General features: G+C 65.9%; 13 protein-coding genes. 11 read left to right on the top strand and 2 right to left on the bottom strand.

What is annotated here, in order from left to right:
- Positions 1 to 3: 3 nt before the first annotated feature.
- Positions 4 to 780 carry a pyruvate, water dikinase regulatory protein gene (locus B059_RS0107835; protein ID WP_026177389.1) on the bottom strand — a complete coding sequence of 259 codons (777 nt, stop codon included), beginning with the start codon at positions 778 to 780 and terminating at the stop codon, positions 4 to 6.
- A 12-nt stretch (positions 781 to 792) separates the two neighbouring features.
- On the opposite strand from B059_RS0107835, the gene ppsA reads away from it, so the two are divergent.
- From ppsA to galU, 8 genes are all read left to right on the top strand, one after another.
- Positions 793 to 3,135, top strand: a complete 2,343-nt coding sequence (gene ppsA / locus B059_RS0107830; protein ID WP_018077689.1) for a phosphoenolpyruvate synthase — start codon at positions 793 to 795, stop codon at positions 3,133 to 3,135.
- Between the two features lie 293 nt (positions 3,136 to 3,428).
- The gene (locus B059_RS0107825) at positions 3,429 to 5,069 is read left to right on the top strand and encodes a CTP synthase (protein ID WP_018077688.1); all 1,641 of its coding nucleotides are present in this window, start codon (positions 3,429 to 3,431) and stop codon (positions 5,067 to 5,069) included.
- Positions 5,066 to 5,908 carry a 3-deoxy-8-phosphooctulonate synthase gene (gene kdsA / locus B059_RS0107820; RefSeq protein ID WP_018077687.1) on the top strand — a complete coding sequence of 281 codons (843 nt, stop codon included), beginning with the start codon at positions 5,066 to 5,068 and terminating at the stop codon, positions 5,906 to 5,908. Before B059_RS0107825 ends, kdsA begins: the two co-directional genes overlap by 4 nt.
- A gap of 142 nt (positions 5,909 to 6,050) precedes the next feature.
- Entirely contained in the window at positions 6,051 to 7,334 is a 1,284-nt protein-coding gene (gene eno, locus B059_RS0107815) for a phosphopyruvate hydratase (RefSeq protein WP_018077686.1), read from the top strand.
- Positions 7,312 to 7,671, top strand: coding sequence for a cell division protein FtsB (gene ftsB / locus B059_RS0107810; protein ID WP_018077685.1), 360 nt, complete (start codon positions 7,312 to 7,314; stop codon positions 7,669 to 7,671). Before eno ends, ftsB begins: the two co-directional genes overlap by 23 nt.
- Positions 7,664 to 8,875, top strand: coding sequence for a cell division protein ZipA C-terminal FtsZ-binding domain-containing protein (locus B059_RS0107805; protein ID WP_018077684.1), 1,212 nt, complete (start codon positions 7,664 to 7,666; stop codon positions 8,873 to 8,875). The genes ftsB and B059_RS0107805 overlap by 8 nt, the downstream gene beginning before the upstream one ends.
- On the top strand, positions 8,875 to 10,950 hold the full coding sequence (gene ligA, locus B059_RS0107800; protein ID WP_018077683.1) for an NAD-dependent DNA ligase LigA: 2,076 nt from the start codon (positions 8,875 to 8,877) through the stop codon (positions 10,948 to 10,950). Before B059_RS0107805 ends, ligA begins: the two co-directional genes overlap by 1 nt.
- A 25-nt stretch (positions 10,951 to 10,975) precedes the next feature.
- On the top strand, positions 10,976 to 11,845 hold the full coding sequence (galU, locus tag B059_RS0107795; protein ID WP_018077682.1) for a UTP--glucose-1-phosphate uridylyltransferase GalU: 870 nt from the start codon (positions 10,976 to 10,978) through the stop codon (positions 11,843 to 11,845).
- Here galU and B059_RS0107790 read toward each other — a convergent pair whose 3' ends face one another.
- Positions 11,846 to 13,258 (bottom strand): bifunctional ADP-dependent NAD(P)H-hydrate dehydratase/NAD(P)H-hydrate epimerase, encoded by a 1,413-nt coding sequence (locus B059_RS0107790; RefSeq protein ID WP_018077681.1) that lies wholly within the window; start codon positions 13,256 to 13,258, stop codon positions 11,846 to 11,848.
- A 190-nt stretch (positions 13,259 to 13,448) separates the two neighbouring features.
- Between B059_RS0107790 and B059_RS0107785 the strand changes: the two genes are divergently transcribed.
- The 3 genes from B059_RS0107785 (at position 13,449) to B059_RS0107775 (ending at position 15,633) form a co-directional block, all read left to right on the top strand.
- Entirely contained in the window at positions 13,449 to 14,246 is a 798-nt protein-coding gene (locus B059_RS0107785; RefSeq protein ID WP_245538751.1) for a phosphate/phosphite/phosphonate ABC transporter substrate-binding protein, read from the top strand.
- 83 nt (positions 14,247 to 14,329) lie between these two features.
- Positions 14,330 to 14,536, top strand: a complete 207-nt coding sequence (locus B059_RS18830) for a DUF3330 domain-containing protein (protein WP_018077679.1) — start codon at positions 14,330 to 14,332, stop codon at positions 14,534 to 14,536.
- A 59-nt stretch (positions 14,537 to 14,595) separates the two neighbouring features.
- Positions 14,596 to 15,633, top strand: a complete 1,038-nt coding sequence (locus B059_RS0107775; RefSeq protein WP_018077678.1) for an alpha/beta fold hydrolase — start codon at positions 14,596 to 14,598, stop codon at positions 15,631 to 15,633.
- Positions 15,634 to 15,770: the final 137 nt, after the last annotated feature.

Raw genomic sequence — 15,770 nt, 5'->3', positions numbered from 1 at the left:
CAGCTAGGGGTGCCGCAGGCGTGCCGCGATTTCTTCCACCGACATGCGGGTGGTGTCGAGGACGGGAAGGGCGTGACGCTTGAAGAGCGCCTCGGCAGTAACCAGCTCTTCGCGGCATTGTTGCGGACTGGCGTAGCGGCTGTCGGGGTAGCGCGCCTGGCGGATGGCACTGAGGCGCTCGGCCGACAGGGTCAGGGCGCGTAGCCGCGGCAGATGGGTGAGCAGGACGCCGGGCAGCGCGGGATGGGCAAGGTCGTCCGGGGTGAGCGGATAGTTGGCGACGCGCAGGCCGTATTGCAGGGCGAGATAGAGCGCGCTGGGGGTTTTGCCGACGCGCGAGACGCCGACCAGGATGAGGTCGGCCTGGCCGAGGCGTTCGGGGTTGAGGCCGTCGTCCAGGTTGAGCGCAAAGTTGACGGCGTCCATGCGCGCCTCGTAGTCGGGCGCCATGCCGTGGGTGTGGCCGCCGCTGGGGGTGGCAGTCTGGCCGAGCGAGGCCTCGACAGCGGGAGCGACCAGTTCGAATACGTCGAACAGGCCCGACCCTGCGCTGCGCAAGAGTGCACGCAGCGCAGGGTCGGTCAGCGTGGAAAACACCAGGGCGCGGGGCGCGGCGGCAATGCGCGCGGCGGCGGCCTGCGCTTTCCCGGCGCTGTCGACGAAGGGCAGCGTAATCAGGCTAAACTCAAGACGCGGGAATTGCGCCAGCACGCTTTTGGCGACGGCTTCGACCGTCACGCCGGTGTGGTCGGACACGCAAAATACGCTGCAATTATTCATGGAGCTCACCTAATGTCTGCTGACTATATTGTGCCGCTGGATGCCTTGTCGATCGCGGATGTGCCGCGCGTGGGCGGCAAGAATGCCTCGCTCGGCGAAATGATCCGCCATCTGGCGGGAGCGGGAGTCAAGGTGCCGGGCGGGTTCGCCACCACCGCACAGGCGTTCTGGGATTTTCTCGATCATAACGATTTGCGCGCGCGCATCCATGCGCGGCTGGCGGCGCTCGACGTGGCGGACGTGACGGCGCTGACCGCGGCCGGCGTGGAGATTCGCGCCTGGGTGGAAGCAGCCAGCCTGCAGCCCGCACTGGAAAGCGGTCTGCGCGCCGCCTATGCGGCGCTCGGCGATGCAGTATCGGTGGCGGTGCGCTCATCGGCCACCGCCGAGGATCTGCCCGACGCCTCGTTCGCCGGCCAGCAGGAGACCTATCTGCACGTACGTGGCGAAGACGCGCTGCTGGCACACGTGAAAAAGGTGTTCGCCTCGCTCTACAACGACCGTGCCATCGCCTACCGTGAGCATCACGGCTTCGACCATGCCGAGGTGGCGTTGTCGGCCGGGGTGCAGCGCATGGTGCGTTCCGACATCGCGTGTTCGGGGGTGCTGTTCACGCTCGATACCGAATCCGGGTTTCGCGACGTGGTGTTCATCACCGCCGCCTACGGGCTGGGTGAAACCGTGGTGCAAGGCTCGGTCAACCCGGACGAGTTCTACGTGCACAAGCCGACGCTGGCGCAAGGCTTTCCCGCCGTGGTGCGGCGCGAGCTGGGCGAAAAAGCCATCCGCATGGTCTGGCGCGATGGCGCCACCGCGGTCGAGGAGACTCCGCTGGAGCTGCGCCGGCAGTTCGCGCTGACCGACGCCGAAGTGCTGGAACTGGCGCGCCAGGCGGTGCAGATCGAACGCCACTATGCCCGGCCGATGGACGTCGAGTGGGCCAAGGATGGTGAAACCGGTGAACTTTTCATCGTGCAGGCGCGGCCGGAAACGGTGAAGACGCGCGAGAAAAGTGGCGGCGAGCGCTACGTGCTGGAGGCCACCGGCGAGGTGCGCATCAGCGGCCGCGCCATCGGCCAGAAAATCGGTGCCGGCGTGGTGCGGGTGATCGCCAGCCCGGCGGAAATGGATCGTGTGCAGCCGGGCGACGTGCTGGTGAGCGACATGACCGATCCCGACTGGGAGCCGGTGATGAAGCGGGCCGCGGCGATCGTCACCAACCGCGGCGGCCGCACCTGCCACGCCGCGATCGTGGCGCGCGAACTGGGCATCCCCGCCGTGGTCGGTACCGGCGCGGCGACCACGGTGCTGAAGGACGGCGAGACGGTGACGGTGTCGTGCGCCGAGGGCGATACCGGCAGGATCTATGCGGGCAAGCTGCCGTTCACGGTGGAAACGCTGATGAGCGAAACCCTGGCCGAGCCCCCGGTCAAGCTGATGATGAACGTCGGCAACCCGGAGCGCGCCTTCGAATTCGCGCAGATTCCGAACCACGGCATCGGCCTCGCGCGCCTCGAATTCATCATCGCGCGCATGATCGGTGTGCATCCGCTGGCGCTGCTCGACCATGCCGGCCAGACGCCCGAGCTGCGCGACGAGATCGAACGGCGTACCGCCGGCTACGCCGATCCGGTGTCCTTCTACGTCGACAAGCTGGCCGAGGGCATCGCCACGCTGGCGGCCGCGTTCTGGCCGCAGCCGGCGATCGTGCGATTGAGCGACTTCAAGTCCAACGAATACGCCAACCTGCTCGGCGGCGGCCGCTACGAGCCGAAGGAGGAGAATCCCATGCTGGGGCTGCGCGGCGCAGCGCGCTACGTGTCGCCACTGTTCCGCCCGGCGTTCGAGCTGGAGTGCCGTGCGCTGAAAAAAGTGCGCGACGTCATCGGGCTCACCAACGTCGAGGTCATGATTCCCTTCGTGCGCACCGTCGAGGAATGCGCGGCGGTGGTCGACCTGCTGGCGCTCAACGGCCTTGCGCGCGGCGACAATGGCCTGCGCCTGATCATGATGTGTGAGATCCCCTCCAACGTGCTGCTGGCCGACGATTTTCTGCAGTACGTCGACGGCTTCTCCATCGGCAGCAACGACCTCACCCAGCTCACGCTCGGCATCGACCGCGACTCGGGTCTGGTGGCCGAGAGCTTCGATGAGCGCAACCCGGCGGTGAAGAAACTGCTCGTCGAGGCAATCGCCGCGTGCAAGCGCAACGGCAAGTACATCGGCATCTGCGGCCAGGGGCCGAGCGACCATCCCGACCTGGCCGACTGGCTGGTGGCGCAGGGCATCGGCTCGATGTCGCTGAACCCGGATACGGTGGTGGCGACCTGGCGGCGGCTGGCCCGTGCACAATAGATCGTCAAGCGCAGGGGAACACAATGCCGACAACAACACCGCGGCGCAGAAGCAGGCGCAAATGGCTGGTCGGCAGTGGTACTGCACTACGAGGAGCATCGCGGCATCCCCACCCCTGCTATGGCGACACCAGCCACTTCGTCAGCCGCATCGGGCGATCGATGAGTCCGTGCCGTTCCTGGGCGCACCGGCGGCGCCCCGCCCCTGAGGGAGGGTTTGCGGAAAAGCCGTCACGGTTTGAGCGGCAGGGTGGGATGGAGTAGAATCCGCCATCACCCGCCCCCGCTTACAAAATGACGAAGTATGTGTTTGTCACCGGCGGGGTGGTTTCTTCCCTCGGGAAAGGGATCGCCTCCGCTTCTCTCGCTGCGCTGCTCGAATCGCGCGGTATCCGCGTCACCCTGTTAAAGCTCGATCCGTACATCAACGTCGACCCTGGCACCATGAGCCCGTTCCAGCACGGCGAGGTGTTCGTGACCGACGACGGTGCCGAGACCGACCTCGACCTTGGCCATTACGAGCGCTTCTCTAGCGCGCGCATGAGCCGGCGCAACAACTTCACCACCGGCCAGATCTACAAGTCGGTGATCGACAAGGAGCGCCGCGGCGACTACCTCGGCGGCACGGTGCAGGTGATCCCGCACATCACCGACGAGATCAAGCTGTCGATCCGCGAAGGCGCCAAGGGTGCCGACGTCGCGCTGGTCGAGATCGGCGGCACCGTCGGCGACATCGAGTCGCTGCCTTTCCTCGAAGCCATCCGCCAGATGGGCTTCGAGGACGGCAAGGAAAACACCTGCTTCATCCACCTCACGCTCTTGCCCTACATCGCGACCGCCGGCGAACTGAAGACCAAGCCGACCCAGCATTCGGTGAAGGAACTGCGCGAGATCGGCATCCAGCCCGACATCCTCCTGTGCCGCGCCGACCGCGAGATCCCCCTGGACGAGCGGCGCAAGATCGCGCTGTTCACCAATGTGCGGCCGGAGGCGGTGATCGAAGTACTCGACGCCGATTCGATCTACAAGATCCCGGCGATGCTGCACGAGCAGATGCTCGACGAGATCGTCTGCCACAAATTGAACATCTTGGCGCGCGCCGCCGACCTCTCCGTATGGAAGAGCCTGGTACACGCGCTCGAGCATCCGCAGCACACGGTCAACATCGCCTTCGTCGGCAAGTACGTCGACCTCACCGAATCATACAAGTCGCTGTCGGAAGCGATGATCCACGCTGGCATGCACACGCTGAGCCGGGTCAAGATCCATTACATCGACTCCGAGCAGATCGAGAAGACTGGCACCGATTGCCTGCAGGGCATGGATGCGGTCCTGGTGCCGGGCGGTTTCGGCAAGCGCGGGGTCGAGGGCAAGATCGCCGCCATCCGCTACGCGCGCGAAAACAGGGTGCCGTATCTGGGCATCTGCCTCGGCATGCAGCTCGCGGTGGTCGAGTTCGCCCGCGACGTCGCCGGCATGGCGGACGCGCAATCGACCGAATTCGATCCGGCCACCACGCATCCGGTGATCGGCCTCATCACCGAATGGCTGGACCGCGACGGCCAGGTCGAAAAACGCAGCGAACAATCCGACCTCGGTGGCACCATGCGCCTTGGCGGCCAGCCATGCGAACTCAAGGACGGCACTCTGGCGCGCCGGATATACGGCGCCGCCAGCATCGTTGAACGCCACCGCCACCGCTACGAAGTCAACAACACCCTCCTGGCGGAACTTGAGGCCAAGGGCCTGGTGGTGGCCGGACGCGCGCCGGGCACCGATCTGTGCGAAATGGTCGAACTGCCGGCCTCGGCGCATCCCTGGTTCGTCGGCTGCCAGTTCCATCCCGAATTCACCAGCAACCCGCGCAACGGCCATCCGCTGTTCATCGCTTTCGTGCAGGCGGCGCTGGCGCACCAACAGGAGCGCAGCAAGTGAAACTGTGTCATTTCGAGGCAGGTCTCGACCAGCCGCTGTTCCTGATCTCCGGCCCCTGCGTGATCGAATCCGAGCAACTGGCGATGGACACCGCCGGCACCCTGAAGGAAATGTGTGCCGGGCTGAATATCCCTTTCATCTATAAGTCCTCGTTCGACAAGGCCAACCGTTCGTCGACCCAGTCCTTCCGCGGACTCGGGCTGGACGAGGGGCTGCGCATCCTCTCGGAGGTGAAGGCGAAGATCGGCGTGCCGGTGCTGACCGACGTACACGAAGACACCCCGCTCGAAGAGGTCGCGTCGGTGGTCGACGTGCTGCAGACGCCGGCCTTCCTGTGCCGCCAGACCAACTTCATCCAGAACGTCGCGCGCCAGGGGCGCCCGGTCAACATCAAGAAGGGCCAGTTCCTGGCGCCGTGGGACATGCAGAACGTGGTCGACAAGGCGCGCGCCGTCGGCAACGAGCAGATCATGGTGTGCGAGCGCGGCGTCAGCTTCGGCTACAACACCCTGGTGTCCGACATGCGCGGGCTGGCGATCATGCGTGCGACGCAGTGCCCGGTGGTGTTCGACGCCACCCACTCGGTGCAGCAGCCGGGCGGGCAGGGCACGACCAGCGGCGGCCAGCGCGAGTTCGTGCCGGTGCTGGCGCGCGCCGCGGTGGCCAGCGGGGTGGCGGGGGTATTCGCGGAGACGCATCCGAATCCGGAGCGTGCGCTGTCCGACGGACCGAACGCGTGGCCGCTCGGCATGTTGAAGGAACTGCTGGAGACACTGAAGGAAATCGACGCGCTGGTGAAGCAGCGCGGGTTTATTGAACATAAATTGATGAAAACCTGATCCGCGAATGCCCGAAGGGCATAAAGGGCGCGAAGAAACGCGAAGAAAACCCGGAGTTTTGTCTTGTTTTCCCTTCGCGCCCCTTAGCGTCCTTCATGCCCTTCGGGTATTGCGGATAAGAATTGAATCTGAAGGATAGAAATTGAGCGCAATCATTGATGTCATCGCCCGGGAAATTCTCGACTCCCGCGGCAATCCCACCGTCGAAGCCGACGTGCTGCTTGAGTCAGGCGTACTCGGGCGTGCCGCGGTGCCGTCGGGCGCATCCACCGGCAGCCGCGAGGCGATCGAGCTGCGTGACGGCGACAAGTCGCGCTACCTCGGCAAGGGCGTGCTGAAGGCCGTCGAACATATCAACACCGAAATCTGCGAAGCCATCATCGGGCTGGACGTCGAAGACCAGGCTTTCATCGATCGCACCATGATCGAACTCGATGGCACCGAGAACAAGTCGCGCCTTGGTGCCAACGCGATCCTGGCGGTGTCGATGGCGTGCGCGCGCGCCGCCGCCGAACAGGCCGGGCTGCCACTCTATCGCTATCTAGGCGGTGCCGCGCCGATGGCGCTGCCGGTGCCGATGATGAACATCATCAACGGCGGCGCGCATGCCAACAACAACATCGACATGCAGGAATTCATGGTGATTCCGGTCGGTGCGCCGAGTTTTCGCGAAGCCTTGCGCTATGGCGCCGAAGTGTTCCACGCGTTGAAAAAGCTGCTCGACGACGCTGGCATGGCGACCACCGTCGGCGATGAGGGCGGCTTCGCCCCCAACCTGGAATCGCACGAGGCGGCGCTCAAGCTGATCGTGCAGGCGATCGAAAAGGCCGGCCTGCAGCCCGGCATCGACGTCGCCATCGGCGTCGATTGCGCCGCTTCAGAGTTCCACAAGGACGGCCGCTACCACCTCGAGTCCGAAGGGCTCAAGCTGACTTCCGCCGAGCTCGCCGATTACCTGGCGGCCTGGTGCGACAAGTACCCGATCATCAGCATCGAGGACGGCATGGCCGAAGGCGACTGGGACGGCTGGAAAACCCTCACCGACAAGCTCGGCAAGCGTGTCCAGTTGGTGGGTGACGACCTCTTCGTCACCAACGCCAGGATCCTCAAGGAAGGCATCGACAAGGACATCGCGAATTCCATTCTCATCAAGGTCAACCAGATCGGCACGCTGTCGGAAACCTTCCAGGCGGTCGAGATGGCCAAGCAGGCCGGCTACACCGCGGTGATCTCGCACCGCTCAGGCGAGACCGAGGACACCACGATCGCCGATCTGGCGGTGGCCACCAACGCGCGCCAGATCAAGACCGGCTCGCTGTCGCGCTCCGACCGCATGGCGAAATACAACCAGCTGCTGCGCATCGAAGAAGAACTCGGCGACACGGCGAGCTATCCCGGACGTGATGCTTTCCGCCAGCGCGCCTGACCTCAACGCAGTCAGGCTGGTCGCGCGTATTCGCAGCCAGGGCTTGACCTGGATGCTGGCCGTGGCGATCGTGCTGTTGCAATACCCGCTGTGGCTGGGCGAAGGCGGATGGTTGAAAGTGCGTGAAAGTGCGAACAGAATCGACACCCAGCAGGCGCTGAACCTGCGTCTGCAGACCCGCAATGCCGGCCTGCTGGCCGAGCTTGGCGACCTCAAGCAGGGACGCGACGCCATCGAAGAGCGCGCGCGCAATGAGCTGGGCATGATTGCGTCGGACGAATGGTTCGTCCGGGTGGTGTCTGCCCACACCGTTCAGTCGGGAAAAACGAATGAGTGACTTGCAAATCGGCTTGCTGGTGATCGGCGTGGCCATCGTGGCGGTGGTGCTGCTATTCAACTGGATTCAGGAGCGTCGCTTCCGAAAACAGGCCGACGCGGCTTTCCAGCCGCCAGTGGGCGATGCGCTGATGCAGCCGGAGACGGTACCGCGCGAAACGCACAGCCGGTCTGAGCGGTTTGAGCCGGCGCTGCGCGAACCAGTCTTCGATGCCAGTGACGACATGCGCGACGTGGCCGAGGTCAACGAACCTCATTTGCAGATCGATGCCGACCTGTCGCGGGCGGACGCCCCGCTTGAAGACAGTATGCCCACGCGCGTGACGTCTGCGGCACCGGCTCCGCCGCCTTCCGCTCACGCGCCCTACGTCGCGGTGACGGCACCTGAGGCACCCTACGACGAACTGATCGAATACCGTATCCGCGTCGGCGGCGATGGCGTCCTGGCGAATGTGTTTGCCGATGCCTTCAATCATGCGCGTACTCTGGGCAAGGCGGTGCGCTGGGCCGGATTGCCGGCTGCTGCCGCGGAATGGGAGGAGATCCAGCCCTGGCGCGACGTGCACTATCAGCAGGTGGTGGTCACCATGCAGCTGGCCGACCGTAATGGTGCGGCGCAGGAGGAGCAGCTCTCGGCCCTGTGCGCCTTGCTGCAGAATGTAGGTCAGGCACATGGCCTGCGCGTCGCCTGCGACGATGTGGCCGATGCGATGGAGCGCGCGCAGGCCATCGATCGCTTCTGCGTCGATGTCGATGTCCTCATCGGCCTGAACGTGGTGGCGCGCGGCGAAGGGGCGGTGAATCTGACGCGCATCGTGCACGAGGCCGAAGCCTGCGGCATGGCGCTGGGCATGGACGGCGTATTCCAGCTGCTCGACAGCCGCGGCGAGCCGCTCTATGCGCTGTGCAACCACGATGCCGAACCTTTCAATACCACCGTGATGGAAGGGCAAACCTCGCAGGGGGTGACCCTGCAATTCGACGTGCCGCGCGTACCGGATGGCCTCAAGGTATTCGACGGCATGGTGACGTTCGGCCGCAAGCTTGCCAGCGAAGTCGGCGGCATCCTGGTGGACGACAACCTGCGCCCGCTGACCGACAGCGGCATCGAGAAAATCCGCATTCAGCTCACGCATATCTACGAACGCATGGAAGCGCGCGGCGTGCCATCCGGTTCACGGCGGGCGCTGCGCCTGTTTTCCTGATGCCGGCAGCCGGTGTGCCGGCGCGCGCGGCGGCACTGCGTCAGGAAATCGAGCGCCATGATTACGCCTATTACGTTCTCGATGCCCCCACCATTCCCGATGCGGAGTACGACCGGCTGTTCCGCGAACTGCAAGCGCTCGAAGCCGAACACCCCGAACTTGCCACCCCCGATTCGCCGACCCGGCGCGTAGGCGGCAAGCCGCTGGATGGTTTCGCGCCGGTGCGCCATGCAGTGGCGATGCTGTCGATCCGCACCGAGACCGATACCGAAGCGAGCGGCGCGCAGGCTTTCGATGCGCGGGTGCGGCGCGAATTGGGGCTGGATGAAAGCGACCCGCCGGTCGAATACGCGGCGGAACTGAAGTTCGACGGCCTGGCCATCAACCTGCGCTACGAGCTCGGCGTGCTGGTACAGGCCGCCACCCGCGGCGACGGCGAAACCGGCGAGGACGTCACACAGAACATCTTCACAGTGCATGCCATCCCGCTGCGCCTGAATACCGCTGCGCCGCCCGCCGTGCTGGAAGTGCGCGGTGAGGCGTTCATGCGGCGCGACGACTTCGAGCGCTACAACGCGAAGCAGCGGGAAGCCGGCAAGCCCACCCTGGTCAATCCGCGCAACGGCGCCGCGGGCAGCATTCGCCAGCTCGATCCGGCAATGGCCGCGCAGCGGCCGCTGTCGTTTTTTGCCTATGGGCTGGGCGAGGTACGGGGCTGGTCGCTGCCGCCCACCCACAGTGCCACGCTCGACGCACTGGCTGAACTGGGCGTGCCGGTGTGCAGCGAGCGCATCGCCGGACTAGGTGCGGCGGCACTGGTCGCCTTCCATGACGATGTCGCCGCGCGCCGCGATCAGTTGCCGTTCGACATCGACGGCGTGGTGTACAAGGTCAACCGCCTGGACCTGCAGCGCGAGCTGGGTTTCGTCACGCGCGAGCCGCGCTGGGCAGTGGCGCACAAATTTCCGGCGCAGGAACAGCTGACCACGGTGCTCGGCATCGAGGTGCAGGTCGGCCGCACCGGTGCGCTGACGCCGGTGGCGCGGCTCGCCCCGGTGTTCGTCGGCGGCGTCACCGTGACCAACGCCACCTTGCACAACCAGGATGAAATCGATCGCAAGGATGTGCGCGTGGGCGATACCGTGATCGTGCGGCGCGCCGGCGACGTCATCCCCGAAGTCGTCGCGGCGGTGGTGGAGCGGCGGCCTAAGCCCGAGCCGCCGCGTTTCAGCATTCTGCAAAGCTATCCGCTCTGTCCTGTGTGCGGTTCGCACGCGGTGCGGCTGGAAGGCGAGGCGGCGGTACGCTGCACCGGCGGCCTGTATTGCCCGGCGCAGCGCAAGCAGGCGCTGCTGCATTTTGCCGGCCGTCGCGCGATGGATATCGACGGGCTGGGCGACAAGCTGGTCGATCAGCTGGTCGAGCGTGGCCTGGTGCGCACGCCTGCCGACGTGTATGGCCTCAATCTGGAAACGCTCGCCGGGCTCGACCGCATGGCCGGGAAATCGGCGGCCAACCTCATCGCGGCGATTGAGGCCAGCAAGGCCGCCACGTTGGCGCGCTTTATTTTCGCCTTGGGCATCCGTAATGTCGGGGAAACCACGGCCAAGGATCTGGCGTGGCATTTCGGTTCGCTGGACCGGCTGATTGCCGCGAGCGAGGCCGATTTGCTGAAGGTGCGCGACATCGGGCCGATCGTGGCGCAGTCGATCATCCAGTTTTTTGCCGAACCGCATAACCTGGAGGTGGTCGACAAGCTGCGCGCCGCAGGGGTGCGCTGGCCGGAGTCCACCGGCGTGCAACAATCGGCGGGCATATTGGCCGGCAAGACGCTGGTGCTGACCGGCACGCTGCCGACGCTGACGCGCGATGCCGCCAAGGAAAAGATCGAGGCGGCAGGCGGCAAGGTGGCGGGGTCGGTGTCGAAGAAAACCGACTACGTGGTGGCCGGTGAAGAGGCCGGCAGCAAGCTGGCGAAGGCGCAGGAACTCGGCGTGGCCATTCTCGACGAGGCCGGGCTGCTGGCCTTGCTGGCAGCGGACAACAATAACGAACAACACGTTTTAGACTTTTGAGCCAAAGGACAGACAGGGAAGCGATATGCAAAAAGTAAAAAAAGCCGTATTTCCGGTGGCCGGCCTGGGCACCCGTTTTCTGCCCGCTACCAAGGCCAGCCCAAAGGAAATGCTACCCATCGTCGACAAGCCGCTGATCCAATATGCGGTCGAGGAGGCGATGGCCGCCGGCATCACCGACATCATCTTCATCAGCAGCCGCACCAAGCGCACCGTCGAGGACCACTTCGACAAGGCCTACGAACTGGAAACCGAGCTGGCCGCGCGTGGCAAGGACCGCGTGCTGGAGGCCGTGCAGTCGATCCGCCCGGCCGGCGTCAACTTCATCTACATCCGCCAGGCCGAGGCGCTCGGGCTCGGTCATGCTGTGCTGTGCGCGCAGCCGGTGGTCGGCAACGAGCCCTTCGCCGTGATCCTCGCTGACGATCTGCTCGACGGCGAGCCGCCGGTGATGAAGCAGATGGTCGACCAGTACAACTACTATCAGTGCTCGCTGCTCGGGGTGCAGCAGGTGGCGCCCGAGGACACCGCGTCCTACGGCATCGTCGACGCCAGCCCCATGGCCGAGCGCGTGTCGCGCGTCAACGCCATCGTCGAGAAGCCGAAGCCCGAGGACGCGCCGTCGACCCTCGGGGTGGTCGGCCGCTACATCCTCACCCCGCGCATCTTTCACCACATCCAGCACCTGAAGCCCGGCGCCGGCGGCGAACTGCAGCTCACCGATGCGATCGCCGCGCTGCTGAAGGAGCAGCAGGTGCTGGCCTACGCGTACGACGGCATCCGCTACGACTGCGGCAGCAAGCTCGGCTATCTGCAGGCGACGGTCGAATATGCGTTGAAGCACAGCGAAGTCAGCGACGACTTCGCGGCATACCTGAAAAATCGCGTCTGCTGATCAGGCCGCCGCACCGCTGCCGTGCAGCCAGACGGCGGCTTCCAGCGCGTCTCCCGCAGCCATTCCCTGGCCCAGCAGCGCGACGACCATGCCGGTCAGGCGATCGCCGGAGCCGGCCTGCGCCAGCCAGGGGCCGCCGCTGGTGTTGATGGCATAACGGCCGCCGGGGTGGACGATCACGGTGCCGGCGCCCTTGAGCGCGACGTGCGCGCGATAGTGTGCGCTGAGCTGCTGCGCGGCTTCGATACGGCTGGCCTGGATGTCGGCATTGCTCAGACCGAGCAGGCGCGCAGCCTCGCCGGGATGCGGGGTGAGCAGGGTCGGGTGGGCGCGGCGGCCGATCTGCCTGGCCACTGCGGAATCGCCGGCCAGCAGATTCAGCGCATCGGCATCCAGCAGCAGCGGGCAGGGCGCCGCGAGGGCGGTTTCCAGCAAGTACCGTGCACGCGCGCTGTGCCCCAGCCCGGGGCCGATTGCCAGCCCGTTCAATTGCGCATCCGCCAGCTTTTCCGGCACGGCAAACATCAGCCGCGGCTCGCCGTAATCGACCGCGATGCGCTCGTCCAGAACTCCCAGCGTCGCCATGCCGGCGCCCTGCCGCAGCGCGGCGCGCCCGGCGATCAGGCAGGCGCCTACCATGCCGGGGGCGCCGCCGACGATGCCGACATGGCCAAACTGGCCTTTGTGGCTGTTGCGTGCGCGCGCAGGCAGGCAATGACGGGCTTCCAGCTGCGTCAGCGCGATGCCCGGGGTGGCGGGCAGGGTGGCCGGGTCGACGCCGAGCGTGTCGAGGTGCAATTCGCCGGCGTGGTCGGGGCCATCGGCGGTGAGGAGGCCCGGCTTGAGTCCGAGGAAGGTGAGCGTGTGGTCGGCGCGCAGGGCGCAGCCGCGAATCCGGCCGCTGTCGCTGTCGAGGCCGCTCGGCACGTCGAGCGCCAGTTTCGGGCAGTCCAGGCCATTGGCCTGCGCGATCCAGCGTGCCTCCTCGCCGCCGACGTCGCGCTGCAGCCCCACGCCGAACAGGCCGTCGATGACGAGGCTGTATCGCTGCGACGGCGGAATGTCCGCCTGGATCACGCCGCCGCTTTCGCGCCAGGCGGCCCAGGCGCGCGCGGCGTCCGCCGGCAGGCGCGCGGGGTCGGCGCGACTGACGACGAGCACGCGACACCCCTGAAGCGCGAGCAGGCGCGCGGCGACCAGGGCGTCGCCGCCGTTGTTGCCGGGGCCGGCCAGGATCAGGACGGGGGCGCCCGATTCGCTGGCCAGCGTGCCCGCCAGTTCGGCGGCGGCCGCGCCCGCCCTTTCCATCAACGAGGTTGCGGGGTGGGCGTCTGCCCAATGCCGGTCGATGAGGCGGATGTCGGCGGCCGTGAACAGCGGCGGAGAAACGAGGGAACTGGGAGCGGTCGGCATGGGCAGACAGGGGAATTCGAGTCGGGCGCAGCGGACATCTTAATCCCGGCGGCGGCGCGATCGCGTGAACCGTTCCCGCGGCGGCATGCCGGACTGGTCGAAAATGACTACGCCGCCTGGTATCCAGCGCAGCTTCCGCAATGCCGTTGATGCTTTGCCGCGCGCCCAGCCCGGAAAAAGGAGAATGAAGATGCAACGACGACGCTTCCTGACCGCTCTGGCACTGCTTCCCGCGCTGCCATTGGCGGCGCATGCAGCCAGGACGGAACTGAACATCGGTATATACCCGGGTACCGGCAAGGCGGACGTGATCATGGGGGATTTCCGCGCCTGGGCGATGCCCTTTGCCCAGGCCCTTGGCGCGGCCGTGGGCGCGAAACCGGGGCTTACCCTGTTCCGCAGCATCAAGAGCGTCACCCGCTCCATGGCGGGCGGGCGGCTGGATCTGTATCTTGTGCCGCCGTCGGTGGCGGTGGCCGCGCTGGACCACCGCTACTCGCCGGTGGCACGGGTGCGCGACCAGGCCACGGGCGTTCTCGTGCGCCGCAAGGGCGCGGCGGTGGCGACGGTGGCGCTCACCGAAAAGGAGTCCTGGCTCGACGTGATGGCGCGCCACACGCTCAAGCGCAACAAGCAGGAAGCAGCGCAGATCCTCAATCTGAAAACCCAGGAGGAGGTGGTGCTGGCGATGCAGCGCGATTTTGCCCAGGCCGGCAGCCTGCGCAGCAAGCTGGCCGACGAACTGGTCGCCAGGGGCGGGTTCGAGACCTGGTATGCCTTGCCCGCAACCCCGGATTTCACCCTGATGGCGAGCGATCGTTTCGCCGTCGCCGAGCAGGACAAACTGGGCAGGGCTGCCGCCGCGCTCGGCCCGGACGTCATCCAGTCCCTGCAAAAAACCATCCACAGCAAGGTGACGGGATTCGTGATCGACAAACAGGCGGATTACCAGCTGATCAAGCAGGCGATCCGGGAGGCCGGGTACTGACCCGCGCGAACCGGTCCGGCCGGCTTGCGGGATGCCTGCGGCGGCATATACTGGAAAGTACTGCGAAACTTTCTGGAATGCGCATGGATACCCGTCATCGCACCCCGGCCGGCGCTTTGGTGGCGCAATGCACCGACGAAGACCGTTGTACGGTTTTCAACTGCGAAGTCTGCTTGCGGGAAATCCCCGCCGATGCGGTCAAACTGACGGATGCTCAGGATTACGTCCACCATTTTTGCGGGCTCGACTGCCTCGAAGCCTGGCAGAAGCAGACACGGATTCGCCGCTAAGGCGTCAACGTCGGCGACCGGGCGCCGCGAACCGCGCTAGGTCACACAGCGGGAAAAATATGAAATACGCCTTCTGCGGTCTCGCCTTGCTGCTCACTGCCTGCGCTTCCACCGGGCCGGTCGGGCCCGAACGCCGCGCGGCGCCGATGCCCCTCGACCAGGCGGCACCCGCGCAGTTCGACGCCCGCCTCTCGCTGTATGCCTATCCGTATGCGGTGAAGATCTTCGCGTTCGCGTCGCAGCGCCAAGCACTGGAGATGGCCTACATGGACGTGGCACCCGCGGGCGAGGCCAACGGCAAAACGGTGCTGCTCATGCACGGGAAGAATTTCTCCGCCGCCTCGTGGGCCAGGACCATCGACGCGCTGAGCAAGCGGGGCTACCGCGTGGTGGCACCTGACCAGATCGGCTTTGGCAAGTCGGCGAAGCCAACCCGCTACCAATTTACGTTCCAGGCGCTCGCGCGCAACACGGCGGCGCTGCTCGACGCAATCGGCGTTCACAGGGTGACCGTCGTGGGCCACTCGATGGGGGGCATGCTCGCAACACGCTTCGCGCTGATGTTCCCCGATCGCACCGACAAGCTCGTGCTGGTGAACCCGATCGGCCTGGAAGACTGGAAACGCAAGGTACCCTACGTCGATGTGCAGGCCTGGTACCAGAACGAGCTCAGGCAGACCCCCGGCGGCGTGCGCGAATACATGAAGGCGAGCTACTTCGACGGCAAGTGGAAGCCCGAGTACGAAAAGTTTGCCGACATCCAGATGGGATGGAGCGAGAGCGCCGACCGCGAGCAGCTCGCCTGGGTCTCTGCCCTCACCTACGACATGGTCTTCACCCAGCCCGTGCTCTACGAGTTTGACCAGGTCACGGCCCCCACGCTGCTCATCATCGGCCTGCGCGACCGCACTGCGCTGGGCAAGAACCTGGTCGCGCCCGAAGTGGCAAAGACGATGGGTCTGTACGAATCGCTCGGCCGCGCCGCCGCCACAGCGTTTCCCAACGGCAGCCTCGTTGAGCTTGAGGGCATCGGCCACCTCCCGCAGTTCGAGGCCTGGGACGCCTACATCGAGGCGCTCACTGGCTTCCTTGACTGAGGGCACGCGTCGCCGGCGCGCGCGATCCGGGGCCAGGGACGAATGGCACTGGCGCAAGCCCGCGGATTCGGATGCAGAGTGGGTCAGCCCGTCCGGTCAGGCGCTCCAATCGGATAAAATAGCGCCTTTGCCCTGTT

It is taken from the genome of Thiobacillus denitrificans DSM 12475, from assembly GCF_000376425.1.
GTDB classification, from domain to species: domain Bacteria; phylum Pseudomonadota; class Gammaproteobacteria; order Burkholderiales; family Thiobacillaceae; genus Thiobacillus; species Thiobacillus denitrificans.
The sequence above is the reverse complement of the archived record's forward strand: the minus strand, read 5'-3'. Positions and strand labels throughout refer to the sequence as shown.